23 protein-coding genes and 1 pseudogene are annotated in these 26,242 nt (G+C 67.7%); 13 read left to right on the top strand and 11 right to left on the bottom strand.

The annotated features are described in order from the left end of the window. Positions 1-19 precede the first annotated feature (19 nt). Positions 20-1,426 (top strand): GGDEF domain-containing protein, encoded by a 1,407-nt coding sequence (locus EV675_RS17510; protein ID WP_130358501.1) that lies wholly within the window; start codon positions 20-22, stop codon positions 1,424-1,426. Here the strand turns inward: EV675_RS17510 and arsC are convergent. Beyond that, positions 1,426-1,776: pseudogene (gene arsC / locus EV675_RS17505) on the bottom strand (arsenate reductase (glutaredoxin)); the annotation flags it as partial. The gene EV675_RS17510 and the pseudogene arsC overlap by 1 nt on opposite strands. A 166-nt stretch (positions 1,777-1,942) precedes the next feature. Between arsC and EV675_RS17500 the strand changes: the two are divergent. From EV675_RS17500 to EV675_RS17480, 5 genes are all read left to right on the top strand, one after another. Continuing rightward, entirely contained in the window at positions 1,943-3,157 is a 1,215-nt protein-coding gene (locus EV675_RS17500) for an MFS transporter (protein WP_130358499.1), read from the top strand. After that, entirely contained in the window at positions 3,154-3,648 is a 495-nt protein-coding gene (locus EV675_RS17495; RefSeq protein ID WP_130358498.1) for an NUDIX hydrolase, read from the top strand. The genes EV675_RS17500 and EV675_RS17495 overlap by 4 nt, the downstream gene beginning before the upstream one ends. A 73-nt stretch (positions 3,649-3,721) precedes the next feature. Beyond that, positions 3,722-4,324 carry an HdeD family acid-resistance protein gene (locus EV675_RS17490; protein ID WP_130358497.1) on the top strand — a complete coding sequence of 201 codons (603 nt, stop codon included), beginning with the start codon at positions 3,722-3,724 and terminating at the stop codon, positions 4,322-4,324. Between the two features lie 86 nt (positions 4,325-4,410). Next, the gene (locus tag EV675_RS17485; RefSeq protein ID WP_130358496.1) at positions 4,411-5,610 is read left to right on the top strand and encodes an ATP-binding protein; all 1,200 of its coding nucleotides are present in this window, start codon (positions 4,411-4,413) and stop codon (positions 5,608-5,610) included. Continuing rightward, positions 5,610-6,164: a response regulator transcription factor gene (locus EV675_RS17480; protein WP_124692356.1), complete on the top strand. Its 555-nt coding sequence runs from the start codon at positions 5,610-5,612 to the stop codon at positions 6,162-6,164. Before EV675_RS17485 ends, EV675_RS17480 begins: the two co-directional genes overlap by 1 nt. Before the next feature lie 14 nt (positions 6,165-6,178). Here EV675_RS17480 and EV675_RS17475 read toward each other — a convergent pair whose 3' ends face one another. Beyond that, positions 6,179-6,628 carry a MaoC family dehydratase gene (locus EV675_RS17475; protein ID WP_165404641.1) on the bottom strand — a complete coding sequence of 150 codons (450 nt, stop codon included), beginning with the start codon at positions 6,626-6,628 and terminating at the stop codon, positions 6,179-6,181. Positions 6,629-6,731: 103 nt separating this feature from the next. On the opposite strand from EV675_RS17475, the gene EV675_RS17470 reads away from it, so the two are divergent. Then, complete coding sequence (locus tag EV675_RS17470; RefSeq protein ID WP_130358494.1) at positions 6,732-7,139, top strand: RidA family protein; 408 nt, start codon at positions 6,732-6,734, stop codon at positions 7,137-7,139. A 72-nt stretch (positions 7,140-7,211) separates the two neighbouring features. Here the strand turns inward: EV675_RS17470 and EV675_RS17465 are convergent, their stop codons facing one another. The 6 genes from EV675_RS17465 to EV675_RS29740 form a co-directional block, all read right to left on the bottom strand. Beyond that, positions 7,212-8,672, bottom strand: coding sequence for an NAD-dependent succinate-semialdehyde dehydrogenase (locus EV675_RS17465; protein ID WP_130358493.1), 1,461 nt, complete (start codon positions 8,670-8,672; stop codon positions 7,212-7,214). A gap of 29 nt (positions 8,673-8,701) precedes the next feature. Beyond that, a complete protein-coding gene (locus EV675_RS17460; protein ID WP_130358492.1) occupies positions 8,702-10,432 on the bottom strand; it encodes a thiamine pyrophosphate-requiring protein in 1,731 nt (576 codons plus the stop codon). Further along, positions 10,429-11,658: a CaiB/BaiF CoA transferase family protein gene (locus tag EV675_RS17455; protein ID WP_130358491.1), complete on the bottom strand. Its 1,230-nt coding sequence runs from the start codon at positions 11,656-11,658 to the stop codon at positions 10,429-10,431. The genes EV675_RS17460 and EV675_RS17455 overlap by 4 nt, the downstream gene beginning before the upstream one ends. Before the next feature lie 63 nt (positions 11,659-11,721). Beyond that, positions 11,722-12,693: a Bug family tripartite tricarboxylate transporter substrate binding protein gene (locus tag EV675_RS17450; protein ID WP_130358490.1), complete on the bottom strand. Its 972-nt coding sequence runs from the start codon at positions 12,691-12,693 to the stop codon at positions 11,722-11,724. Positions 12,694-12,735: 42 nt separating this feature from the next. Further along, positions 12,736-13,881, bottom strand: coding sequence for an FAD-dependent monooxygenase (locus tag EV675_RS17445; protein ID WP_130358489.1), 1,146 nt, complete (start codon positions 13,879-13,881; stop codon positions 12,736-12,738). Next, a complete protein-coding gene (locus EV675_RS29740) occupies positions 13,874-14,362 on the bottom strand; it encodes a MaoC/PaaZ C-terminal domain-containing protein (RefSeq protein WP_165404640.1) in 489 nt (162 codons plus the stop codon). The genes EV675_RS17445 and EV675_RS29740 overlap by 8 nt, the downstream gene beginning before the upstream one ends. A gap of 121 nt (positions 14,363-14,483) precedes the next feature. Between EV675_RS29740 and EV675_RS17435 the strand changes: the two genes are divergently transcribed. The 6 genes from EV675_RS17435 (at position 14,484) to cyoD (ending at position 20,953) form a co-directional block, all read left to right on the top strand. Further along, positions 14,484-15,278 carry a TetR/AcrR family transcriptional regulator gene (locus EV675_RS17435; protein ID WP_165404639.1) on the top strand — a complete coding sequence of 265 codons (795 nt, stop codon included), beginning with the start codon at positions 14,484-14,486 and terminating at the stop codon, positions 15,276-15,278. Continuing rightward, a complete protein-coding gene (locus EV675_RS17430) occupies positions 15,275-16,714 on the top strand; it encodes an FAD-binding oxidoreductase (protein WP_130358487.1) in 1,440 nt (479 codons plus the stop codon). Before EV675_RS17435 ends, EV675_RS17430 begins: the two co-directional genes overlap by 4 nt. A 239-nt stretch (positions 16,715-16,953) precedes the next feature. Further along, entirely contained in the window at positions 16,954-17,862 is a 909-nt protein-coding gene (gene cyoA / locus EV675_RS17425) for a ubiquinol oxidase subunit II (protein WP_423213229.1), read from the top strand. A 4-nt stretch (positions 17,863-17,866) separates the two neighbouring features. Next, positions 17,867-19,843, top strand: coding sequence for a cytochrome o ubiquinol oxidase subunit I (gene cyoB, locus EV675_RS17420; RefSeq protein WP_130358486.1), 1,977 nt, complete (start codon positions 17,867-17,869; stop codon positions 19,841-19,843). A gap of 130 nt (positions 19,844-19,973) precedes the next feature. Then, on the top strand, positions 19,974-20,609 hold the full coding sequence (gene cyoC, locus EV675_RS17415) for a cytochrome o ubiquinol oxidase subunit III (protein WP_130358485.1): 636 nt from the start codon (positions 19,974-19,976) through the stop codon (positions 20,607-20,609). Next, a complete protein-coding gene (cyoD, locus tag EV675_RS17410) occupies positions 20,609-20,953 on the top strand; it encodes a cytochrome o ubiquinol oxidase subunit IV (RefSeq protein WP_087840082.1) in 345 nt (114 codons plus the stop codon). The genes cyoC and cyoD overlap by 1 nt, the downstream gene beginning before the upstream one ends. A gap of 317 nt (positions 20,954-21,270) precedes the next feature. Here cyoD and mgtA read toward each other — a convergent pair whose 3' ends face one another. From mgtA to EV675_RS17395, 3 genes are all read right to left on the bottom strand, one after another. Next, positions 21,271-24,036, bottom strand: a complete 2,766-nt coding sequence (mgtA, locus tag EV675_RS17405) for a magnesium-translocating P-type ATPase (protein ID WP_130358484.1) — start codon at positions 24,034-24,036, stop codon at positions 21,271-21,273. Between the two features lie 108 nt (positions 24,037-24,144). Beyond that, positions 24,145-24,885, bottom strand: a complete 741-nt coding sequence (locus tag EV675_RS17400; protein WP_242621478.1) for a hypothetical protein — start codon at positions 24,883-24,885, stop codon at positions 24,145-24,147. A gap of 382 nt (positions 24,886-25,267) precedes the next feature. Continuing rightward, complete coding sequence (locus EV675_RS17395; RefSeq protein WP_130358483.1) at positions 25,268-26,242, bottom strand: Bug family tripartite tricarboxylate transporter substrate binding protein; 975 nt, start codon at positions 26,240-26,242, stop codon at positions 25,268-25,270.

Raw genomic sequence — 26,242 nt, 5'->3', positions numbered from 1 at the left:
CGCCTTCCCGCTTCACCCCATGCCTGACGACAATCATTTCTCCGAGACCCTGCTTGCCGAAGAATGGCGAGACCTGATGGACCGCCTATCCCCTGCCGGCCGCGAGCTGCTGTCCGGCATCGTCCACGGCAGCGTGCGCGAGCTGGCCGACGACTTCTACGCCCACATGCTGGCCGATGAACAGGCCTCGGCATTCCTGTCCAGCCAGCAGGTGCACGAACGGCTGCACGCCTCGCTGCAAAAGTGGCTGCTGGATGTGCTGACCAGCGCCGACCCGCAGGCCATCGAAGGCCTGATCGCCGCGCAGCGGGTCATCGGCGATGTCCATGCCCGCCTGGGTATCCCGGTCACCCTGGTGGCCCGGGGCGCGCGGCGCCTGAAGCTGCGCCTGCTGGAACGGCTGGCCGGCGACGGTCCGCGCGAGCGCGACCGCCAGACCGCCATGCTCTACGTCTCGCAGGTGCTGGACCTGTCGATGGAGGCCATGACCGCCTCGTACTCGCGTTCGCATGAACGCTCGGCCCGCAGCGACGAGGCCTACCGGCTGTTCTCGCTGATGCAGAACCTGGGCACCGAGCGCGAGCGCCAGCGGGCATCGCTGCTGGACTGGGAAAACGGCCTGGTCTATCAGATCGCGACCGACGGGCCGCTGGCCGACGTGCAGGATCTCTCGGCGTCCACCTTCGGACTGTGGTTCACGCACAAGGGCCAACCCAGCTTCGGCGACACGCCCGAGATCCAGGCGATCAGCAGCCTGATCGACGCCACCGACGCGCAGCTCCACGGCGCGCGCACGGCCGCAGGACAACCCGCGCCCCGCGGGCAACTGCTGCGGGCCGTGCGCGAAAACGTGTCGCAGATCAAGCACGTGCTGGGCGTGCTGTTCGAGCAGATGTCGGAACTCGAGAGCGGCCGCGACTCGCTGACGCAACTGATGAACCGGCGTTTCCTGCCCACCGTGCTCAGGCGCGAGGTCGCGCTGGCGATGCGCTCGCGGACCTCGTTCGCGCTGATCATGGTGGACGTCGATCACTTCAAGTCCATCAACGACCGCTACGGCCACCACGCGGGCGACCTGGCGCTGCGCGCCGTCGCCAGCGTCCTGCTCAACGGCATGCGCAGCAGCGACTATGCCTTCCGCTACGGTGGCGAGGAATTCCTGCTGGTGCTGGTGGAAACCAACGAGGAACAGGCCTGGCAGATCGCCGAGCGGCTGCGCCAGCAGGTGGCGGCCGAACGCATCATGCTGCCCGGCGACGTCTCGCTGCAGGCCACCATCAGCCTGGGGCTGGCCATGCACACCGACCACCCCGACTACGAACGCCCCCTGTCGGCGGCCGATGCCGCGCTGTACGCGGCCAAGAACCTGGGCCGCAACCGCGTCGAGCGCGGCAGCCTCGGCGCGGTTGCGACTGCCAGGGCTTAGGGCAGAAGGTCGAGCACCGTCTCCATCGGCCGGCACAGCCGCGTGCCACGCGGCGTCACCACAATGGGACGGTTGATCAGGATGGGGTGCTGCATCATGAAGTCGAGCAGTTCGTCATCGCTCCACTTCGGGTCGCCCAGCCCCAGTTCCTCGTAGGGGCTGCCCTTGACCCGCATCGCCTCGCGTACCGGCAAGCCCATCGCGGCGATCAGGCCCTTGAGCGTGTCGCGGCTGGGCGGCGTCTTCAGGTACTCGACCACGGTGGGCTCGAGGCCGCGCTCCTCCAGAAGAGCCAGGACCTTGCGCGAGGTGCCGCACGCGGGGTTGTGATAGATGGTGATGTCGCTCATGGGGCCTCCGTCATGGTTCCGGTGCCGCGGCCCTGTGAGAAGGACCGCGTTCTCGCCCCGCATCATAGCCCGGGGCCCGTGGCCACGTTTTTGTGCGCTGCAACTTGCACCTGCTAAGCTATCGGACTCGTCCTTGCCGCGTTCGCGCGGCCACATCGTCCCTTCCATGCACGCCCCCTCCTCCCCGCCTTCCGCCCTGCCTCCTTCCTTCGGCCGCGCCCTGCTCGCGCTCGGACTGGGCGGGTTCGGCATCGGCACCGGCGAATTCGTCATCATGGGTCTGCTGCCCGACGCGGCCCAGGACCTCGGCATCTCCATCCCCTCGGCCGGGCACCTGATCAGCGCCTATGCGCTGGGCGTCGTCGTGGGCGCGCCGGTGCTGGCGGTGCTGGGCGCCCGCATGCCGCGCCGCGCGCTGCTCGTGGCCCTGATGGTCTTCTTCGCGCTGGGCAATTTCGCCAGCGCGGCGGCGCCCGGCTATCTGTCCATGATCCTGATGCGGCTGATGACCGGCCTGCCCCATGGCACGTATTTCGGCGTGGCCGCCCTGGTGGCGGCGCACCTGGCGCCGGCGGGCCAGCGCGCGCGGGCCGTGGGCTACGTCATGCTGGGCCTGACCGTGGCCACGCTGATCGGCGTACCGCTGGCCACGGGCCTGGGCCAATGGCTGGGGTGGCGCGCGGCCTTCGCGCTGGTGGGCGTCATCGGCGTGCTGGCCTCGCTGCTGGTCTGGCGCTGGATTCCCGACATCCCGGCCAGCGAAGGCGCCAGCCCCTGGCGCGAACTCGGCGCGCTGCGCCGCAAGCAGGTCTGGCTGACGCTGGGCATAGGGGCCATCGGCTTCGGTGGCATGTTCGCGGTGTTCAGCTACATCAAGCCCACGCTGATGGAACTGGCCGGCCTGCCGGTGCACGGGGTTCCCTTCGTCCTGGCGCTGTTCGGCGTGGGCATGGTGACCGGCAACCTGGTCGGCTCACGGCTCGCGGACAAGGCGCTGATGCCCACCATAGGCGGGCTGCTGGTCTGGTCGGGCCTGGTGCTGGGGCTGTTCTGCCTGACCGCCTCCAGCATCTGGCTGGGCGCCTTCAACGTCTTTCTGATCGGCACCGTCGTGGCCATCGGCCCGGCCTTGCAGATCCGGCTGATGGACGTCGCCGGCGACGCGCAGACGCTGGCCGCGGCCCTGAACCACTCGGCGTTCAACCTCGCCAACGCGCTGGGCGCGTGGCTGGGCGGCCTGACCATCTCGGCCGGCCTGGGCTGGGCCTCGACCGGCTGGGTCGGCCTGCTGCTGGCCGTGGGCGGACTGGCCATCTTCGGCCTGGCCTATGCCGACATGCTCCGCGCCGCTCCACCTGCCGCCGGAGCCAGCCGGCCATGAGCGCCGCCGCGCGGCCCACGCCGGCCCGGGCGTCCAGCGCCGGCCTGCTGCTGTATCGCCATGGGGCGCGCGGCTGGGAAGTCCTGCTGGTCCATCCGAGCGGCCCCTTCTGGCGCAAGCGCGACGCCGGCGCCTGGTCCATCCCCAAGGGCGCGCCCGAGCCCGGCGAGGACGACGCCGCCGCCGCGCTGCGCGAATTCCACGAAGAAACGGGCAGCCTGCCCGCAGGCACCCCCGAGCCGCTGGGGCGGGTCCGGCAGAAGGCCGGCAAGGAAGTCGTGGCCTTCGCCCTGCAAGGCGATTTCGATCCCGCCATGCTGCGCAGCAATAGCTTCGAACTGGAATGGCCCCCGCGCAGCGGCCGCCTCCAGGCCTTCCCCGAAGTCGACCGCGCCGAGTGGTTCGACCTGGAGGCCGCGCGCGAAAAACTGCTCGAGGGGCAGCGCCCCCTGATCGAGCGGTTACAAGATTTGCTGCGCGCGGCCGGCTAGACGCTGGTACCGTATGCGGTGGATACACCGCGCATGGGGACACGCGGCGTGCCGAACCACGGAGGGAACAGACATGGCGGATGCTCCGAATCCCACGCCCGTACCGGGTGACGTCGACTTGACCGAGACCTTGAAATCGCTGGGCGCCCGATGGGGCTGGTTCGTCGCGCTGGGCGTGCTGATGCTGGTACTCGGCTTCGTGGCCGGCGCCTACGTGCTGGCCGCCACCGTTGCCAGCGTCCTGTTCGTCGGCGCCATGATGCTGGTGGCCGGCATCGGGCAACTGGTGCAGGCCTGGCGCGTCAAGGACTGGCGCGGCTTCCTGTTCTGGACGCTGGGCGGCCTGCTCTACGCCATCGCCGGCGGCGTCGCGCTGTACAACCCGATGGCCGGCGCGGCGGTACTCACGCTGTTGCTGGGCGCCTTCCTGATCGCCTCGGGCGCCCTGCGCCTGTGGATCTGGTTCCAGCACCGCAGCCAGCAGGGCTGGGGCTGGCTGGCGCTGTCGGGCGCCGTCACGCTGCTGGCCGGATTGCTGGTGGCCATGGGCTGGCCCGAGAACAGCCTGTGGATACTGGGCCTGCTGCTGTCGCTGGACCTGCTGTTCCAGGGCATCACGCTCGTCATGCTGGGCCTGGCGCTGCGCAAGGGGCAGCCGCCCGCCTCCCACGCCTGAGCGCGCGCCGCCGCCCGGCGGCGCCCATGCCGCGTGCGTCATAATGGAGCCTGCCGGCGCGCCCGCCGCCGGCCATCGCCCATCGTATGAGCCGCACAGAAATCTCCTTCCTCCGCACGCTGTCCAGCCTGCGCTGGCTTGCCATAGGCGGCCAGGCCGCCACCATCTTCATCGCCAGCGGACCGCTGGGCGTGGACCTGCCCCTGGCCATGCTGTGGAGCGGCGTCGCCACCCTGGTGCTGTTCAACCTCTACGCCGGCTGGCGCCTGCGCACCGGCGACGAACCCTCGCACGCCACCGCCTTCCTGCACATGCTGGTCGACATCGTCGTGCTGGCCTGGATGGTGGCCTGGAGCGGCGGCATCAGCAATCCTTTCGGCCTGCTGTTCCTGGTCCTGATCGCCCTTGCGGCCATGGCCCTGCCCAACCGCTGGGCCTACGCCACCGCCGGCGCGGGCGTGATCGGCTATGCCGCGGCGGCCATCTTCGGCCATCCGCTGCACGCCCCGGGCGACGCCTATGAATTATTGCTGTGGGGCATCGCCGCCAGCTTCCTGATCTCGGTCAGCGTGATCCTGATCTTCTCGACCCGGCTGGCCGCCGACCTGCGCAACCGCGAACGGGAACTGGCCGACCTGCGCGAACGCTTCGCCCGCAACGAGGGCATCGTCGCGCTGGCCACCCACGCCGCCTCGATGGCGCACGAACTGAACACCCCGCTGGCCACCATGACCCTGCTGGCCGACGAGATCGCCGCCCAGGCCGATACCGACGACCTGCGCGCCGACACCGAGATGCTGACCGAGCTGCTGGCCCTGTGCCGGGAACGCGTGCGCAATCTGGCTGTCCCAACCGAAGTGGAACTGGAACGCGTGGTGGAACAGTGGAAGCTGGTCCGCCCCACGGTCGAAATGCACCGCACCGGCGTCCTGCCGCGCGGCCTGCGCGTCGAACCCTCGGTCGCCCACCTGCTCCAGGCCCTGCTGAACAATGCCGCCGATGCCGGTGTCCAGGCCGGCGCTCCCTACGTGGACCTGCACCTGGAATGCAAGGGCGGCATGGTGCGCGGCGTGGTGCGCGACTACGGACGCGGCCTGAACCCCGACCAGCCGCTCCTGCCCGCCACGCTGTTCCGCAGCGGCAAGCCCGGCGGCCTGGGCGTGGGCCTGGCGCTGTCGCACGCCACGGTCGAACGCCTGGGCGGCGACATGACCATGACTGCCGCCGAAGGCGGCGGCGTGCGCATCCAGTTTCAACTGCCCGTGGAAACCACTGTGACCTCATGATGACTGACCTGGATATCGGCCTGCTGGTCGACGACGACGAACTCTACCTGCGCACCCTGCAGCGCAGCCTGGCCCGGCGCGGACTCGAAACCCGCACCGCCACCACCATCGCCGAGGCCCTGCGCATCGCCGACGAGATCCGCCCCGGCTTCGCGCTGGTCGACCTCAAGCTCAGCAGCGACGACTCGGGGCTGACGCTGATCAAGCCGCTGCGCGCGCTGCGCGCCGACATGCGCATCCTGCTCGTGACCGGCTACGCCAGCGTGGCCACCGCCGTCGATGCCATCAAGCGCGGCGCCGACGACTACCTGCCCAAGCCCGCCACCGCCGACATGATCCTGCGCGCGCTGGGACGGGAAAAAGCCGAGGCCGTCGCGGTGGAGTCGACCATGATTCCCCTGCATCGCCTGGAGTGGGAACACATCCAGCAGGCGCTGCACGAAACCGGCGGCAACGTCTCGGCCGCCGCCCGTCTGCTCAACATGCACCGGCGCTCGCTGCAGCGCAAGCTGGCCAAGCGGCCCGGGCCCGAACGCGGCCCCGAGCCCGAATAAGCACGCGCATCGGCTCAGGCCCCGCGCCTGACCAGCACGGACTTGTCGTTGCGGAACACTTCCTCGCCGTGCTGGTTGTACACGTGGTCGCGCATGACGATCAGGCCGCGATCGGGCTTGGACGTCGAGCGCTTGGAAACGATTTCGACCTCGGTGCGCAGCGTGTCTCCCGGCCGCACGTGCTTGAGGAAACGCGCCTCGTCCACCCCCACCAGCGCGATCACGCAGTTCTCCAGCAAGTCGCCCGTCATGGCGGTGGAAAACGACATCACCAGATGACTCGGGCAAATGCGGCCGGGCAAGCCCCGGCTGCGCGCATGGCCATCGTCCAGGAACAGCGGCACCTCGTAGCCCACCAGCCGACAGAAGGCATCATGGTCCGCATCGGTGATCAGGCGCGTGCGCGTGGGATAGCGGGCACCGACCTCGAAGTCCTCGAAGTAACGCTTGGGGGCATAAGACATGATGGCGACGCGCGTTCCAATTGACTCGATGAAACCAAGCATGTATGGTTTTGAACGCAAAGTCAAATTCAAGACATTCACCTGGATTCTGGAGACGATCGACATGCAGGAAGCCCGCGAAATCCTCACCCAGGGCAAGCCCTGGCCCGACCGCTACACCTATGTTCCCGCCCTGCGCATAGGCAACATGGTCTGGCTGTCGGGCACCACGGGCACCGACGAAACCGGCACCATCACCGCGCCCGGCGACATCGTCGAACAGACGCGCCAGATCTTCCGCAAGTTCGACGCCCTGCTCAAGGCCGCCGGCGGTTCCTGCAACGACATCGTCCAGACCCACGACTTCTTCGTCACCACCGAGAACTACGCCGGCACGGCCGACGTGCGGCGCGAGTTCTTCACCACGGCGCGCCCCACGTCCAGCGGCGTCAAGGTCGCGGCGCTGCTGCGCAAGGACGCCCTGATCGAGATCTCGGCGATGGCCGTCATCGGTTCGGCCCCCGCTGCCTGACACGCGGCCCAACGGCGGATGCGGGGTACGGCATGGGCCGTACCCCGCATCCGGTGCATCGATCGGGAAACCTCAGCGGGCGCGCCGCGCCGCCGGGCCTTGCGAGACGAATTTCACGCTCATGTAGCCCTGCAATCCCTCGATCCCGCCCTCCTTGCCGTAGCCGCTGTCCCCCACCCCGCCCCACGGCGTTTCGGGACCGCTGACGGTGAACGTATTGATGCCCACCAGGCCGGCCTTGAGCGCCTGGGACGCACGGGTTGCCCGGTCCAGGTCCGAGGTGAATACGTAGGACGCCAGGCCATAGCGCAGCGAGTTGGCCTCCACCAGCACCTCGGCTTCGTCCCGGAAACGGATCAGCGAAGCGATCGGCCCGAAGGGTTCCTCGTGCAGGATGCGGGCCGAAGCGGGAATGTCGGTCACCACGGTCGGCTCCCAATAGAACCCGGGACCTTCGCGCCGGGCGCCGCCCGCGCGTATCGCCGCGCCCTTCTCCCGCGCATCCGCCACGTACTCGCCCATGGCGGCCAGCCGCCGCGGATTGGCCAGCGGCCCCATCGCGTTGCGCTCGTCCAGCCCCGAGCCGATCTGCATGGCGCGGGTCTGCTCGATGAAATGCGCCACGAACTCCTCGTAGATGCCGTCCTGCACGAAGATCCGGCTGGGCGACACGCAGACCTGTCCGGCATTGCGGAACTTGGACGCAACAGCCAGGCGCGCGACGGCCGCCGGATCCACGTCGTCATAGATCAGCACCGGCGCGTGTCCGCCCAGTTCCATCGTGGTCGACTTCAGCCCCTTCGCGGCCAGGCCGGCCAGATGCTTGCCCACGGCCGTGGAGCCGGTGAAGGTCAGCTTGCGCACGATGGGCGAGCCGATCAGATGGTCGGATACCTCGGCGGGCACGCCGAACACCAGGTTGAACACGCCCGGCGGAACGCCCGCGTCGTGCAGCGCGCGCGTCAGCTCGATGGCCGTGCCCGGAGTTTCCTCCGAAGCCTTCAGGATGCAGGCGCAGCCGGCGGCCAGCGGCCCGGCCATCTTGCGCGAAGGCGTGGTTCCCGGGAAATTCCAGGGCGCGAACGCCGCCACCACGCCGACCGGCTCCTGGTGCACGCTCCAGTGCAGGTCGGGATGGCGCGCCGGCACGATGCGGCCGTAGGCACGGCGGCCCTCCTCGGCCATCCATTCGAAGATGTCGGCCGTCAGCGCGATCTCGATCCGGGACTCGCGCAGCGGCTTGCCCTGCTCCAATGTCAGGACTCGTGCGATGTGCTCGAGCCGCTCGCGGATCAGGTCCGCCGTCCGCTTGAGCAGGCGTCCGCGCTCGAACGCCGGCGTGGCGGTCCAGGCGGGCATGGCGCGCGCGGCGGCCGCCAGCGCCCGGTCCAGGTCCGCGGGCGATGCGTGCGGCAGATGGCCGAGGACCGCCTCGGTCGAAGGATCGATCACGGCTTCGGTCTGTCTGCCGCCGCCGTCCAGCCATTGTCCGTCGATGTATAGCTGGAGTGAGGTATAGAGGGTATGGGACATGTCGGTTCGGTCACTGAAAGGGTTGGAGGTCAGAACGCCGTGATCTGCACGTGCAGGATCGACGACCGGCCCGACCTGACCGCGGCGACGCAGTCCTGGACGGCCTGGGCCAGGCGTTCGGGTTCGGTCACCTTCACGCCATGGGCGCCGAAGGCTTCGCCGATCCGGGTGTATTCCACGCCCTGCGGCAGCTCCGCCTCGAACGCGTCCTGGGCCTGCGCCTCGCCCTCCGGATAGACGCGCAGCGTGGATTGCTTGACGGCCGACCAGCCGCCGTTGTCCAGCACCACGGTCAAGAGCGGCAACTGGTAGCGGCGCGACACGGCGAAGACGGAGCTCGGATTGTTGAAATAGAAGCTGCCGTCGCCCACGACCTGGATCACCATCCGGTCGGGGCAGGCCAGCTTCGCCCCCAGCGCCATGCCGCCGGAAGCCCCCAGCCCCCCGCCGCCCACGCGCACCATGGTGCCGGGAACGGGCCGCGGAATCTGCGCCGCCAGGGCCGGCGCGTTGCGCACGGCCTCGTTCATGATGATGTCGTGGTCGCCGATGTGGCGCGCCAGTTCGGCGAACAGGAAATGCGGATTGATACGTCCGGGGGCACCCGGATCGGCCGCCTTCCTGGCCGCGTCGTCGCGGACCCGGCGGCGTTCCTCGGCGATCTGGACGCAGCGGGCGCGCGCGGCGGCCTCCAGCCCGGGCGGGCCGCGGCGATTGATTTCCTCCAGGACCTGCTCCAGCACCCGGGCGCTGTCGGCCTGCACCCGCAGGTTCGCGGGAAAGGTCCACATGGGCGAATCCTGCTTGAGCACGTCCACGTCGATCTGGACCCAGAAGGTCTGCTCGTTGAACTGGACGTCCCGCGGAAACCAGGGCACGTCGACGTCCACCATGAGGGCCACGTCGGCCCGCGCCAGGTGCGGACCGGGCTGGCCGCCGCAGAAGCATGGCCCTTCGTGCGACATGTTGTTCACCATGTTCGATTCGAACACCCGGATGCCCGCGCCCAGCGCCAGGGCCTCGATGGCGGCGGACGTCCGGGGGCTGCGGCCGGCGTAGGCCGTCACCAGGATGGGATGCTCGGCGCCCAGCAAGGCGTCGGCGATGCGCCCGATCACCTCGGGGTCGGCGCCCCCCGCTTCCAGGGGGCCGAACTGTTCGGCCGGATACGCGCGCACGCGATCGTCGGGCCAGGTCTCGGTCAGCGTCTCGCGCGGCAACATCAGATAGACCGGCCCTTTCGGTTCCGAATGCATCACGCTGTGCGCCCGGCGCAGCGTTTCCTTCACCACCACGCCCGACGGCAGCGTCCATTCCCATTTCACGTAGGGGCGAACCAGCGCGCCCTGGTCGAAGGGTTCCTGGATGAAATGCACGTAGGTATCGCGGCTGCCCAGCAGTTCGCCGGAGGTCGTGAAAGGCGCCTTGCCCGCCATCAGCAGCACCGGCAGGCGGCTGCGCAGCAGGTTGTGCATGGCCATCGACGCGTTCGCGGTTCCCACGTCGACGTGGACCAGCACCCCCTGGCCCCTGCCCGTGACCGCCGCGTAGCCGCCCGCCATGTGCGCGGCGGTGCTTTCGTGCGGGCACAGGAAGACGGCCGGCGACTTGCGCCCCTGCTTGCGGCGCTCGGCCAGCTCTTCGATGATGGGCGCGTGGTCGGTGCCCATGTTGCAGAACAGATAGTCGATCCCCACTTCCAGCAGGCCGTCGAGGAAGTGGCTGGACGTGCTTCGGTTTTCCGGCGCGGATGGGTTCATCGCTTGCTCCAGGAATCAGTGGTTGCCGCCTCGATGTCGCTCGCGCTCAGTCCCGCTTCGGCCAGGATTTCGCGCGTATGCTGGCCCGGCGTGGGCGGCGGCGTGCGGATGGTGGCGGGCGTTTCCGAGAAATAGACCGGAACGGCGGTGGTCATCATGGGGCCGACCTCGGGGTGCTGGTAGCGATGAAAGAAGCCGGTGTCCTTCAGGTAGGGATCGTCCATCAGTTCCTCCAGCGTGTTCATCGCCCCGGCCGGCACGTCGCCGGCGTCGAGCCGGGCGCGCAGCTCGGCGGTGCCGTAGTGGGAAATGCGTTCGGCGATGATCGAATACAGCTCGTCGACGTTGCGCGCCCGCGCCTCCAGCGTCGCGAAACGGGGGTCGGCGCAGGCTTCGGGTATGTCCAGGGCCGCCAGCAGCGCTTTCCAGTGCGCATCGGTGTTGGCCATGATGCAGATGTAGCCGTCGCGCGTCGCATAGGGCCGGCGATGCCGGGTCAACAGGCGCGTATAGCCGAGCGTGCCCGTGTCGCCGTCGAAGGCGCGCGTCCACAAATGCTCCACGAACAGGAAGGACAGCATCGTCTCGAACATGGGCACGTGCACCTCCTGGCCCTTCCCCGTCCGCTCCCGGCTCAGCAGGGCCATGGCGATGGCCGACGCCAGCATGTGTCCTGTGAACTTGTCGGCGATCACGGTCGGGATGTAGCGCGGTTCGCCCGAGGTCTTGCCCACGAGCCCGGCCAGGCCGCACTCGCCCTGGATGATGTCGTCGTAGGCCGGCAGGTTGGCGCGCGGGCCGTCGTGCCGGTAGCCCGACGCCGACCCGTAGACGATGGCCGGATTGCGCCGGGAGATCGCCGCATAGTCGATGCCCAGCCGCTCGGCCGCCTTGGGGCGCATGCCGTGCACGAACACGTCCGCGGTATCGACCAGCCGCATCAGGGCATCCAGCGCGGCGGGCTGCTTCAGGTCCAGCACCACGCTGCGCTTGTTCCGGTTCACGTTGGCGAAGAAAGCCGCCATGCCGGGACGGGGGGCCGGGCCTATCTGGCGGTTGAGGTCGCCGATGGGCGACTCTATCTTGATTACGTCGGCGCCCATGTCGCCCAGCGTCTGGGTCGCCAGCGGTCCCAGGATGGTGGTCGTCAGATCCAGGACGCGGATGCCCTGCAGCGGCCCTGTCGCCGCGGCCTGTCTGTCTGTGGCGGGTTTGCGGTCTAGCATTGTCGGGTCTTCAAGTAAGGAGGGAACGTGGCGCGGCGTCGCCGCCGCCCGGGAAGTCCTGCATCAATCCAGGCGCACGCCGGTCTTGCGGACGATGTCGCCCCACTTCTGGGTATCCCGCCGGATCAGCGCGGCGAATTCCCCGGGCGTGTTGCCCACCGCCACCGCCGAATACGAGGCCATGCGCTCCTGCACGTCGGGCATCCTGGCGATCCTGGCTATCGCCTTGGCCAGCTTGTCGATGATGGCGGGCGGCGTCCCGGCGGGCGCCACCAGCCCGTTCCAGACCGCGGCCTCGAAACCGGGAAGCCCCTGCTCGGCCACGGTCGGCAGATCGGGCATTTCCGCCGAACGCCTGGCCCCGGTGTATCCGAGCGCCTTGGCGCGCCCCGCCTTGATGGTCGGCAGGCCGCTGCCGCTGAACATGAACTGCACGCGCCCGGCCGCCATGTCGACCTCGGCCGTGCTGGTTCCCTTGTACGGGACGTGCACCACATCGATGCCCGCCATCGACGCCAGCAGCGCGCCGACCAACTGGGGCGAGGTCCCGGTTCCCGGCGAGGCGTAGTTCAGCTTGCCGGGCTGGGACTTGGCCAGCTTGATCAGCTCCTGGACATTGTTGGCGGGGAGCATGGGGCTGGCCATCAGGTAATAGGGGTTCTCCGCCATGACCGAAACCGGTTCGAAATCCTTGATGGGGTCATAGGGCATCTTGGCGAACAGGCTGGGGTTGATCGCCAGCGTGGTGACCGACGCGGTCAGCAGGGTATAGCCGTCGGGCGCGGCCTTGGCCACCGCATCCGCGCCTATCATCGTGCTGGCGCCCACCTTGTTCTCGACGACGACCGGCTGGCCCAGCTCGATGGCCAGCTTTTCGGCGAACAGGCGCGAGATGGCATCGGATGTCCCGCCCGCCGCCTGGGGATTGATCAGACGTATGGGCCGGCTGGGGTAGCCCGGATCGGCCGCGGAACCGGCGGCGGGCAGCGTGGCGGCGACAGCGGCGAACAGAATCGGAATGGCAAATCGTTTCATGTGATGCTCCTGAAGGGTTGAGTACCAGCAAGAGAGCTCCGCTCAGCGGATGGACGCCAGGGGCTCGGTCCAGGCGTCGTAGCCGTACACCCAGTCCGGGTTGGTGTCGTTGCGCATCCAGTTGTTGGCCTTGGCCGAGAGCTGAAGCTTCGATGTGCGCGGCAGCCGCGTGTCGGCATAGCGCCGCAACGCCGCGGGCGCGGTCGACTTGCTTGCCTCGCCCAGGCAGCGCGCCAGGATGGCGGCGTCCTCCAGCGCGGCGCTGGCGCCCTGCGCCATGTATGGCGGCATCGGATGGCAGGCATCCCCCAGCAGCGCGACGCGCCCCTGCGTCCAGCGAGGCAACGGATCGCGCGCCAGCAGCGCCCATTTGTAGACTTCCGGACACGCATCCAGGACCGCCCGCACCTGCGGGTGGAATTGCGCGAACGCCGCGCGCAGTTCGCCCAGGTCGCCCTTGGTGGACCAGGATTCGCTGGTGGCCCACTTGCCGTCGTCGGGCACGCTGGTGGTGAAGTACACCTCGTCGGCGGCCGCGGTCGTGTAGTACATGACGATGTGGCGGTCCTTGCCCCACCACTTGATGCGCGAACGCTCGATGCGGTGCCCGCCCAGGCGCTCGGCCGGAAAGGTCGCGCGGTAGGCGATGCGGCCGGTGAACACGGGCTGCTCGGGGCCCAGGATGATCTCGCGCACCAGCGAGTGGACGCCATCGGCGCCGATCACGACGTCGGCGCTGGCCCGCGAGCCGTCGGCGAAGGACAGCGTGACGCCCCGCTCGTCCTGGCTTAGCGACTCCAGCTTCCTGCCCAGCGAGATGTCCTCGGCGGGAACCGCCGACTCCAGCGCGGCATGCAGGTCGCCGCGATGCAGGCACAGGAAGGGCGCGCCGTAGCGGGCTTCGACGTGGCCGGCGATGGGAAACTCATTGGTGACGGCGCCGGTGTCGTAGTCGCGGTTCAGGCTGGACTCCGGAACCAGGGCGTGCTCGCGCAACCGGTCTTCCACACCGATCCGGCGCAGCACCTTGCACGCATTGGGCGCCATCTGTATGCCGGCGCCGACGCGGGCGAAGCGCGGCGCCTGCTCATAGATGTGGACGGCGATACCAGCCTGCCGCAACAGGGCCGCGGCCGCGAGGCCGCCTATGCCGGCGCCGACGATGGCGACGCTGATCCGATCAGTCATGGCCCTGCTCCTCCTGCCCCGGAACGATGATGCGATAGCAGTGGAATCCCTCCAGCAGGGCCCGGCCGTCCTGGTTCTCCAGGCGAGTGGCCACCTTGCAGTATTTGCGGTGGCCTTCCTCCCAGATCTTCTCGATGACGAAGCACGGGCGAACCGTATCGCCCACCGCCGCCGGATGCAGATAGCGGCAGCCCTGCTCGACCAATACGAAACCCTCGATGTGGTCGCGCAGTTCCGAGGCGCCGAGCGCGGTCAGGGAGGCAAGCAGCAGGCCATGGGCCAGCGGCTTGCCGAACCGCGTATTCTTTGCGTACTCGACGTCGTAGTGACTACGATGCACGTCCCCGGTAATACCGGAGAACAGCAGGAAGTGCGCGTCGTTCAAGGTTTTGGACGGACCGTGGAAAGCCAGTCCTTCGGACAGTGGTCGGGCCAGGTTTTCCAAGGCCGAGCCACCGGACAATGCTGCGCTGCCGGGCATGAGCAAAGACTCCGAGTTGACGCATCTGGCGATGCGGAATATAGTTTTTGAACACAAAGTCAAAAACCAACGTCGGCACTCTATCTTCGATTTGAACCAAAAGTCAAATACAAAATTTCCTATGCCAGAAGACACTTCCAACACGACCCCGGCCGCGCGCTGGGACGGACGGCGCGTCGGCAAGGCGACACGCCGCGACGCCATCCTCAACAGCGTGGCCAGCGTGCTGAGCAGCGGCCGCCTGTCCACGCTCACGATGCAGGACATCGCCGACGAACTGGGCATCACCAAAGGCAATCTCTACTACTACTTCACCGACAAGCAGGACATCCTCTACCAGTGCCACATGCGCGCGATGGACGCGAGCCTGGAAGCGCTGCGCCGCGCACGCCAGGCCAAAGGGTCGCCGGGAGAACGGCTGCAGCAGCTGCTGGCGGCCCATATCGTCGGCATCCTGAAGGATGGGCTGGGCAGCGTGCTGCTGACCGACCTGGAAAACCTGCGGCCCGAGAACCGGGACGTCTACGTGGCGCGCCGCGACGAGTTCGAACGCGGCGTGCGCAAGCTCATCGAGGAGGGCATGAAGGCCGGCGAGTTCCATTGCGACGACAGCCTGCTGGCGGGCTTTTCCATGCTCGGGGCCATCAACTGGATCACCAAGTGGTTCCGCGCCGACGGCCGCCTGAGCGTCGACGACGTGGCCGCCGGCATGAGCCGCTTCCTGATGGGCGCCCTGTACTGCCCGCCCGGCATGATTCCCGCCCTGGTCGCCGCGCCGCCCGAAGCCGACGCCCCGCCTCCGGCGAAGGCCAAGGCCAAGGCCGCCCGCCCGGCAAAAACGGCAGCCAAGGCCGCCGCCAAGGCGGCGCCCGGGCCCAGGCGTGGCGAAGCCGGCCGCAAGGCGGCCAAGCCATGACGCATCCCGTCCGGGACGACGCCCTTTCCGCCCTGCCCGACGACTGCCGGGCCGAACTCGCGAGCATCGTGGGCCACGAGAACCTCGTCCTCGACCCGCGGGCGCTGGCCCTGGCCTCGTCCGACCTCATCGACTGGCCATGGCAGCGGCCGGCCCTGGCCGTGGTCAAGCCTCGCTCCACCGAGGAAACCGCCCGCCTGGCGGGTGTCGCCGGCCAGCACGGAATCCCGCTCATCGCCCGGGGCGCGGGGTTGTCCTATTCCGGCGGCGGCGTGCCCGGCGGCGCGGCGATCGTCGTCGATACCGCCAACCTGGCCTCGATCGACATCCATGCCGATGACCGCCATGCGCGGGTCGGCGCTGGGACGCCCTGGGAAGCCCTGGCGCAGGCCCTCGCTCCTCACGGCCTCAAGCCGGCCCAGCCCATGCCCATCTCCGGGGTGCACACCACGGTGGGCGGCGCGGCCTCGCAGGGCATGCCCGGCGGCCTGGACGGCATCATCGGCCTGACCGTGGTGCTGGCCGACGGCACCGTCGCGCGTACCGGCTCGGGCGCGCGGCGGCACGGATCCGCCTTCCAGCGCTACTGGGGGCCGGACCTGACCGGCATTTTCCTGGGGGACTGCGGCGCCCACGGCATCAAGACCGAGATCAGCCTGCGGCTGGCGCCGGTGCGGCCGCTACGCTTCGCCTCCTTCTCGTGCCCCGACGGCGCGACCGGCCTCGGCCTCATGACCGGCCTGCTCCAGGCGGGCCTGGCCACGCGCGTCGTGGCCAACGGTCCCGGCAACGGACCCGGCGCCGGCGCGCCCTGGACCCTGCACGTCACGGTGGAAGGCGCGACCGAGGGCGCCGCCGACAGCGTGCTGGCCGCCGTGCGCGCCGACTGCGCGCGGCGGGCCACGGAAATCGATGCCGACGTCCCCCGCCGGCTGCACGCCAGGCCCTTCTCGATCCGCGGCTTCGTCGGACTGGAAGGGGAACGCTGGCTGCCGGTCCACGGCGTGCTGCCGCTGACCCGCGCCCCTTCCTGCCTGGCCGCGTTGCGGCGCCTGCTGGCGGACCGCGCGGACGAACTCGAGGCACACGGCATCCGCTACGCCTGGACGCTCTCCTCCACCGGGCCCTACGTCACCCTCGAACCCATGTTCTACTGGGACGATGCCCTGACGCCGCTGCACCTGTACTATCTGTCGGACAGGCACAGGGAACGTTTCTCGGGCCGGCGCGATGCGGCCCCGGCGCGGGTCCTGGTGCGGCAGATCCGGGACGACGTCCGCCAGGCGATGGACGCGCATGACGCGGTCCACGCCCAGCTCGGGCGCTATTTCCCCTACCGGTCCGCCCTCGGGGACGGCGCCGGCGAACTGGCGGCACGGATCAAGCGCGCGCTGGATCCGGATGGGCGGATGCACCCGGACACGCTGCAAGCCTAGGGCTGGAACCGTCCCCGCTTTCCGCGGTGCGACATATTGTCGCAGGGCTACTCCCTAGGGCCGCCGGTCACAATTCGCCACAAATGGTGCGATGCAAGGCGTGGCCGGCCGCCTCGCCCCGGGCGGACCTTCCCGGCCCATGCCGCGCGCGACTATTTGTCGCAGGCCCCCTCTAGGCACGTTCAGTAGGATGCGGAACTGGCGGATTTCGCCAACGTTTCTACACACCAAGGCTGGACGTGAGTAAATCCTTCTTCGCGAACGCGGGACGCACACTGTGTGTCAGCGCCATGATGTTGCTGCTGGCTGGCTGCAACATGGACATCCTGAATCCCAAGGGCGACATCGGCGCCCAGGAAAAAACCCTGCTCCTGACCGCGACCGGGCTGATGCTGCTGGTGGTCGTGCCGGTCATCATCCTGACCCTGTGGTTCGCCTGGAAGTACCGCGCCTCCAACACCAAGGCCAAATACGACCCCACGTGGTCGCACTCCACCGCCATCGAAGTGGTGGTCTGGACCATCCCCTGCATCATCGTCGGCATCCTGGCGGTGCTGACCTGGAAGAGCTCGCACGCGCTGGACCCCTACCGGCCCCTGCAATCCGAGGTCAAGCCGGTCGAGATCGACGTCGTGTCGCTGGACTGGAAGTGGCTGTTCATCTACCCCGAGTACAAGATCGCCACCGTCAACGAGATCCAGTTCCCGGTGGACACGCCGGTCAACTTCCGCATCACGTCCGCCTCGGTCATGAATTCCTTCTTCATTCCCCAACTGGGTAGCCAGATCTACTCCATGGCGGGCATGGAGACCAAGCTCCACCTGATCGCGCGCGAAGCCGGCACCTACGCGGGCATCTCGGCCAACTACAGCGGCGCGGGTTTCTCGGGCATGCGCTTCAAGGCCATCGCCAGCAGCCAGACGGACTTCGAAGAGTGGGTCCGCAATGCGCAGGCTTCGACCAGCAAGATGACGCCGGAAACCTACCAGGCCCTGGTCTCGCCCAGCGAGCACGAGCCCGTCGCCTATTACTCGGGCGCCGAACCCACCATGTTCGACGGCATCATTTACCAGTACATGGCCTCCGCAGGCATGGATACCGGAATATGCACGCCTGCCAACACCCCCAAGATTGCCTTGTCGGAGTAAATCGATGTTCGGGAAACTGACCCTGGATGCCATCCCGTACCATGAACCCATCGTCATGGTCACGCTGGCCGCGGTCGTCATTCTGGGTGCCGCCATGCTTGGCGCCGTCACCTATTACGGCAAGTGGACCTACCTGTGGAAGGAATGGCTGACCACGGTGGACCACAAGCGCATCGGCATCATGTACATCATCGTGGCGCTGATCATGCTGCTGCGCGGATTCGCCGATGCCATCATGATGCGCACGCAGCTGGCCATCGCCTCGAGCGACTCGGCCGGCTACCTGCCGCCGCACCACTACGACCAGATCTTCACCGCCCACGGCGTGATCATGATCTTCTTCATGGCCATGCCCTTCATCACGGGCCTGATGAACATCGTCGTGCCGCTGCAGATCGGCGCCCGCGACGTGGCCTACCCGTTCCTGAACTCGCTCAGCTTCTGGCTGTTCGGCGGCGGCATCGTGCTGATCATGATGTCGCTGTTCGTGGGCGAATTCGCCGCCACCGGCTGGCTGGCCTATCCGCCGCTGTCGGGGCTGGACTACAGCCCGGGCGTGGGGGTCGATTACTACATCTGGGCCTTGCAGTTGTCAGGGCTGGGAACGACGCTAAGCGGCATCAACTTCATCGTCACCATCCTGCGCATGCGCGCGCCCGGCATGACGATGATGAAGATGCCGGTGTTCACCTGGACCGCGCTGGTCACCAACATCCTGATCGTCGCCGCCTTCCCGGTGCTGACGGCCACGCTGGCGCTGCTGACCGCCGACCGCTACCTGGGCATGCACTTCTTCACGAACGAGCTCGGCGGCAACGTGATGATGTACGTGAACCTGATCTGGATCTGGGGCCACCCCGAGGTCTACATCCTGATCCTGCCCTGCTTCGGCGCGTTCTCGGAAATCATCGCCACCTTCTCGCGCAAGTCGCTGTTCGGCTACAAGTCCATGGTCTACGCCACGGCCGCGATCGGCGTGCTGTCGTTCCTGGTCTGGCTGCACCACTTCTTCACCATGGGCTCGGGGGCCAACGTCAATGCCTTCTTCGGCATCGCGACGATGATCATCTCGGTGCCCACGGGCGTGAAGATCTTCAACTGGCTGTTCACGATGTACCGCGGCCGGGTCGAGATCACCACCCCCGTGCTGTGGACGCTGGGCTTCATGATCACCTTCGTGATCGGCGGCATGACCGGCGTGCTGATGGCGATTCCCGCGGTCTCGTTCGTGCTGCACAACAGCCTGTTCCTGATCGCCCACTTCCACAACACCATCATCGGCGGTGTCGTGTTCGGGTGTATCGCCGCCATGGTGTACTGGTTCCCCAAGGCCTTCGGCTTCAAGCTGAACGAGCGCCTGGGCAAGTATTCGTTCTGGTGCTGGTTCATCGGCTTCTTCATGGCCTTCATGCCGCTGTACATCCTCGGCTTCATGGGCATGACGCGCCGCCTGAACCACTACGACAACCCGGCCTGGCAACCGTACCTGATCGTCGCCTGGGTGGGCGCGGTCATCATCGCGCTGGGCATCTTCTTCCTGCTGCTGCAGATCTTCGTCAGCATCCGCGACCGCAAGAAGAACGTCGACTTCGACGGCGACCCCTGGGGTGGCCGTACGTTGGAATGGTCCATTCCCTCTCCTCCGCCGTTCTACAACTTCGCAAAGGTGCCCCAAGTGTCCCACCTCGATCAGTTCTGGCATGACAAGGAAACCGGCGTCGCCTACCAGCGTCCCGCCCGCTACGAAGACATCCACATGCCGCGCAACACCGGCGCCGGCGTCTACATCGGCGTGGCGGGTACCCTGCTCGGCTTCGCCCTGGTCTGGCACATCTGGTGGCTGGCCGGCCTGGGACTGGCCGGCATGATCGGCGCCTTCATCGCCCGCGCCTACGACCGCGACGTGGACTACTACGTCAAGGCCGACGAGGTGGCGCGCATCGAGAACGCCCACTACGAGTCGCTGAAGCAGGCGGCGTAGAAAATCCCCCCTACGCGCTTACGCGCGCCCCCCAGGGGGCGATGCGGGTGGACCGGCAAAGCCGGATCCACCGCATCCTGGGTCGTGTAGCAGTGTCTCGGTGCGAAGCGCCGGTTTTTTAAAGATTGATATGAGTAGCGCAGCAATTCTTCATACGCATCGCCAGGATGGTGGCGATCATCATGCCCATGGGGGGCATGAGCATCACGACGATGGATCCAAGACCGTACTGGGGTTCTGGATCTATCTGATGAGCGATTTGCTCATTTTCTCGGTGCTGTTCGCGACGTTCGCCGTGCTGTCGGGCGCGACCGCTGGCGGGCCGCATGGCAGCGAGCTGTTCGACCTGTCGTTCGTGCTGACCGAGACCATGCTGCTGCTGGTCAGCAGCGTGACCTTCGGCATGGCCATGCTGGCTCTGCATGCCGGGCAACGCGGCAAGGTGCTGGCCTGGATGGCGGTCACCTTCCTGTTCGGCGCCGGCTTCATCGGCATGGAAATCTATGAATTCCATCACCTGATCGCCGAGGGTGCCGGCCCCCAGCGCAGCGCCTACCTGTCGGCCTTCTTCACCCTGGTCGGCACCCACGGCCTGCACGTGACCTCGGGCCTGATCTGGATGGCCGTGATGATGCACATGATCAGCCGCCATGGCCTGGACCCGATCGTGCGCCGGCGCATGGCCTGCCTGAGCCTGTTCTGGCACTTCCTGGACCTGGTCTGGATCTGCGTGTTCACCTTCGTCTACCTGATGGGAGCCCTGTAATGGCGCAACACTCTTCCACCGCCGAAGGCCACGATTCCCACGCCAGCCACGGTTCAGTCAAGTCCTATCTGGTCGGATTCGTCCTCTGCATCGTGCTGACCGCGCTGTCCTTCGGCGTGGTAATGACCGGCGCCCTGACGGGCTTTGCCGCCGTCTCGGCCATCGTCGTGCTGTGCGTGCTGCAACTGCTGGTCCAGCTGGTGTTCTTCCTGCACATGGGCACTTCGCCCGAGCAGCGCGAGAACCTGTCGTCCTTCGTCTTCACCGTGCTCATCATCGCGATCATCGTGGGCGGCTCCGCATGGGTGCTGCACAACATGAACGCGAACATGATGCCTATGTAGGCCCCCCCCTACGCGCTGACGCGCGCCCCGAATGGTGGGCCCCCAGCCGCTACGCGGCAGCCCCCCAAGGGGGCCGGGACCCGCCTTGGGGCGGCCCGGCGCCGGGTCCCGGGGGCGATGCGCGAGGACCGGCGGAGCCGGATCCTCCGCATCCTGGGGTACCAATAGGCTGGCGGGGGGGCGAATCTGCGGTTCGCCTTTCCTGTCGCTCTCCTGGGGTGTTTTTTGGCCGGAGCTTGCTCCGGCTTTTGTTTTTCCAGGGGTGCCGGGGTTCGCGTTGAGCATAGGCGTCTTCGCCAGCTCCCGGGCCAAACCGCCTATTGCCAGCCGTAGCGGCGCACATAGAGGCCCTTCATCTCCTGGGTCAACCCCATGTACGCCAGCAGGATGACCGGCAGGAACACGAAATACAGCGGCGGCAACGCCTGCAGCTTGAAGTAGTGCGCCAGCGGTCCCATCGGCAGGAAGATGCCGATCGCCATGATGGCGGCCGTCATTACCATCAGCGGCACGGCGGCGCGGCTCTGGATGAACGGGATCCGGGGCGTGCGGATCATGTGCACGATCAGGGTCTGCGTCAGCAGTCCCACCACGAACCAGCCCGACTGGAACAGCGTCTGGTGCGCGGGCGAGTTCGCGCCGAACACGAACCACATCATCGCGTAGGTCGTGATGTCGAACACCGAGCTGATCGGCCCGAAGAACACCATGAAGCGGCCGATGTCCCCGGGCTGCCAGCGCTGCGGCTTTTGCAGCAGTTCGTCGTCCACGTGGTCGAACGGAATGGCGATCTGCGAGATGTCGTACAGCAGGTTCTGCACCAGCAGGTGCATGGGCAGCATGGGCAGGAACGGGATGAAAGCCGAGGCCACCAGTACCGAGAACACGTTGCCGAAATTCGAGCTGGCCGTCATCTTGATGTACTTCAGCATGTTGGCGAAAGTGCGGCGCCCTTCCTGCACGCCCTCCTCCAGCACCATCAGGCTCTTTTCGAGCAGGATGATGTCGGCGGCTTCCTTGGCGATGTCCACCGCCGTGTCCACCGAGATGCCGATGTCCGCGGCGCGCAGCGCGGGCGCGTCGTTGATGCCGTCGCCCAGGAATCCCACCACGTGGCCGTTGGCCTTGAGCAGGCGCACGATGCGCTCCTTGTGCGTGGGGGTCAGCCGGGCGAAGACATTGTGGCGCTCGACCGCCTGCGCCAGCTCGCGATCGTCCATGCCTTCGATGTCGCCGCCCAGCAGCAGCCCCTGCTGCGCCAGCCCCACCTCGCGGCAGATCTTGGCCGTGACCAGTTCGTTGTCGCCGGTCAGCACCTTGACCGCCACACCGTGCCGGGCCAGCGCCTCCAGGGCCGGCGCGGTGGACTCCTTGGGAGGATCGAGGAAGGCCACGTAGCCGATCAGGGTCAGATCCCGCTCGTCGGCCACGCCGAAGGCTTCCTGTCCGGGCAACTGCTCCCGGGCCGCCACCGCGACCACCCGCAGCCCTTCCCCGTTGAACCCGGCCGTCACCCGGCGGATGTCCGCCAGCACCGCGGGAGTCAGGGCATCGGTGTCCGCGCCGCGGCGCACCCGGGTGCAGACCGACAGGATTTCCTCGACCGCGCCCTTGGTGATGATCAGGTGATGGTCGTCATGCTCGGCCACCACCACCGACATCCGGCGCCGCTCGAAGTCGAACGGAATCTCATCCACCTTGCGGAAGTTCGCGGCGGGTTCCAGTTCGCGCTGCATCTCGGCGTGTTCCAGCACGGCCACATCCAGCAGGTTCTTCAGCCCCGTCTGGTAGTAGCTGTTCAGGTAGGCCAGCTCCAGCACGGCATCGGCATCCTCGCCCCAGGCATCGACGTGGCGGGCCAGGAAGATGCGGTCCTGCGTCAGCGTGCCGGTCTTGTCGGTGCACAGGACGTCCATCGCGCCGAAGTTCTGGATGGCGTCGAGCCGCTTGACGATGACTTTCTTGCGCGACAGGAACACCGCGCCCTTGGCCAGCGTGGAAGTCACGATCATCGGCAGCATCTCGGGCGTCAGACCGACCGCGATGGACAGCGCGAACAGCAGCGCCTCCATCCAGTCGCCCTTGGTGAAGCCGTTGATCAGCAGCACCAGCGGCGCCATCACGAACATGAAGCGGATCAGCAGCCAGCTCACCTTGTTCACACCGGCCTGGAACGAGGTCTGGCCCCGGTCGACTGCGGTGACGCGGCCGGCCAGCATGCCGAAATAGGTCTGGTTGCCGGTGCCCACCACCACCGCGGTGGCCGCGCCCGAGACCACGTTGGTCCCCATGAACAGGATGTTCTCCAGCTCCAGCGGGTTCAGCGTCCTGGCGTTGCGATGAAGCGCGAATTTCTCGACCGGCATGGCCTCGCCCGTCATCGCCGCCTGCGATACGAACAAGTCCTTGGCCGACAGGATGCGGCAATCGGCCGGAATCATGTCGCCCGCCGCCAGCGCGATCACGTCGCCCGGCACCAGCATCCAGATCGGCAGCTCCACGCGCCGCGCCGGGCGGGCGCGCAGGTGGACGCCGTAGTAGTGCTCGAACAGCGGCGCGGCATCCTCGGCGGCATCGCGCCGCACCACCGTGGCGGTATTGCCGACCATGGCCTTGAGCGCGTCGGCGGCGCGGTTGGATTTGCCTTCCTGCCAGAAGCGCAGCAGCGTCGACAGCACGATCATCGTGCCGATGACGAGCGCGGCCTTGGTGTCCTCGGTCAAATAGGAGATCGCCGCCAGCAGGGTCAACAGGAGGTTGAACGGATTCCGGTAGCAGTGCCACAGATGCATCCACCAGGGCAGCGGCTTCTCGTGTTCGACTTCGTTCGGACCCACGCGCTCGCGTATGGCCTCGGCCTGGTTTTCCGACAGGCCGTCCTCGTGGCTGTCCAGGTGTTTCAGCAGTTCGCTGGCGTCACCCTTGGCCGCGGCGACCAGCGTTTTCGTCAGGCCCGGCGGCAACTCGCGGCTGACGCCGGTGCGGGCCAGCGTATCCAGCAGCGCCAGCCGGCGGAAGTGGCGGGAGATGTGGCGGGTACGAAGAAAACCCGCGAAAAAGGCCTTGAGCAGCATGAAGTTCATTGTTCTTCTCCGGTAGTCGGCCTGCCTGCTTCACGCTGCGTCGCGCGTTCAGGCAGGCGGTGAATGTCCTGGGTCGGGCATGGTTCTCGTGTATCGATGAAAAATGCGTCAGGGCAGGAAGGCTGGCGACAGCAGGCGCAGGCCGAGGGAGATCCATCGTTCCTCCCTGCCCGCCCCCATCCGGTTCCCGTAGGTCACGTCGATCTGCACGCGGTCCGGCACCAGCCAATGGCGCAGGCCGAACTGGTAGGACGGCTTGCGCCGGTCGTGCCCGAAGGTCTCGGCAATCAGCCACGTGCGTTCGGCCAGCCGGGTCTCGGACCCCAAGCCCCAGGTCGCGTGGCGGCTGCCCGCGTCGGCCGCGTCCATCCATCCCAGGTTGCCGTGCACGACCACCCGATCGCCGGCAAGGGAAACGCTGGCCGGCACGTAGGCATACCAATCGCGCGACGCCCCCGCCGCATGGGGATGGCGGACCGTCCCGGCCGCCACGCCCACGCCCCAGCCGTCCGTCTCCAGCGGCTTGAGCAGCGTCTTGACCTGGAACTGCACGTCCGTCGTGCGCACGCGTCCATCCAGCCGGCCGCGCGCGCCGCCCAGCGTCAGTTCCAGGTTGCCGGTGGGATTGCAGGCCGGCATGGCCCAGTATTCGGTGCTGTCGTCATTGCGCCGGACCCAGCTTTCCACCTGGCAGGACTTGGCATCGACGATGCGGGCATCGTCGGTGATCATGGGGCGGGCCGCCTGGGCGGGGCTGGCGCCGCAGCAGGCCGCGAGGGCCAGCGCCAGCCGCCACCGCGGCGGACCGGCGGCACGGTGGCCGCGAAGCGGGAAACGATCGATGCGCACGGATCCTCCTCGGGAATCGGGGTGGAGGCACGACATGGGCATGGCGGAGCCGCCGCGCCTGGCGGCAGACAGTATCAGGAGGGGGGGATGGGCCGCGCGCGAACGCCGCGGCTGGAGCCGCCTCCCGCCTTGCGGCGAGACGGCGGCGAAGGAAACCTGCGCGCTATCTCGCCGAGGGTTCGCCGATCACGAGGACCGGCCGACTACTGCCACTCGTACAAGTACCCACGTCAGGGCCTCCACAGTTGATGAACGGCGCGATTCTATCCGCAGGACGGTTACAGGTCCATGACTATTTGGCCATGCCACCCACACGCGGGCGACATTTCCGGGCCGCATGCCGCTTGGACCTGTCAGGCCGCGCGTCGGTTCCGCGCTGCGCCTACTCCTCCTTGATACCGAATTCCGCCACGACGCTGCCATAGCGGTCGTACTCCGCCTTCACCTCCCGAACCGCGTCCTCCACCGATCCTCCCAGCGTCTCGACGCCCGAGGCACGCATCTTTTCCCTGACCTCGGGCGCCTGCATGATCGCGCCGATTTCGCGGTTCAGGCGCCGGATCGCCGCGGCCGGCGTGCCGGCTGGTGCCAGCACGGGGAAAAACACGTTCAGCTCCACGCCATCTATACCTGCTTCCGTCAGGGTCGAGACGTTGGGCAGCAGGCTGGTACGCCGCTTCTCCGCGACTGCCACCGCCACCAGCTGGCCGCCGTCGATGAACCCGCCGACCCCTCCCAGCGCGCCGAAAGCCAGCTTGATCTGCCCGCTTACCGTATCGGTCACCGCGGGCATGACCCCCTTGTACGGCACGTGGATCATCGTGGTTCCGGTCGCCTTCATGAACAGCTGGCCCGCGATGTGCTGGGGCGATCCGTTGCCCGAGGATGCGTAAGGCAGACCGGGATGCTTCTTCAGGTAGGCCACCAGTTCCTGCGGCGTCCTCACCCCGAGCTGAGGATTGGCGAGGATGACCAGCGGCGAGGAGGCCGTCTTGACCACCGGCGCCAGATCCCGGATCACGTCGACGCCGCCGCCCGCGCCCTTGGGCAACACATGGGGCGCGCCGAACAGCGTGCTGGCGCTCAGGAGCAGCGTATGTCCGTCCGGCTCGGCACGCGCCACGGCAGCCGCGCCGATCAGGCCGCTGGCGCCGGGCCGGTTGGTGACCACCACGGTCTGCCCCAACGCCGGCGGCAGCCGCTCCGCCAGGATGCGGGCGAGGATATCGGTGCTCGAACCCGGCGGCACAGGCACGACGATGGTGATCGGCCGGGAAGGACTCCACGCCTGCGCCTGCGCGGCCATCGGCGCGATCATGCCCAATGCGGCGCACAGGCCGCCCAGAAGTTGTCTCAT

The organism is Pigmentiphaga kullae (assembly GCF_004216695.1).
GTDB classification, from domain to species: Bacteria; Pseudomonadota; Gammaproteobacteria; order Burkholderiales; family Burkholderiaceae_B; genus Pigmentiphaga; species Pigmentiphaga kullae.
The sequence above is the reverse complement of the archived record's forward strand: the minus strand, read 5'-3'. Positions and strand labels throughout refer to the sequence as shown.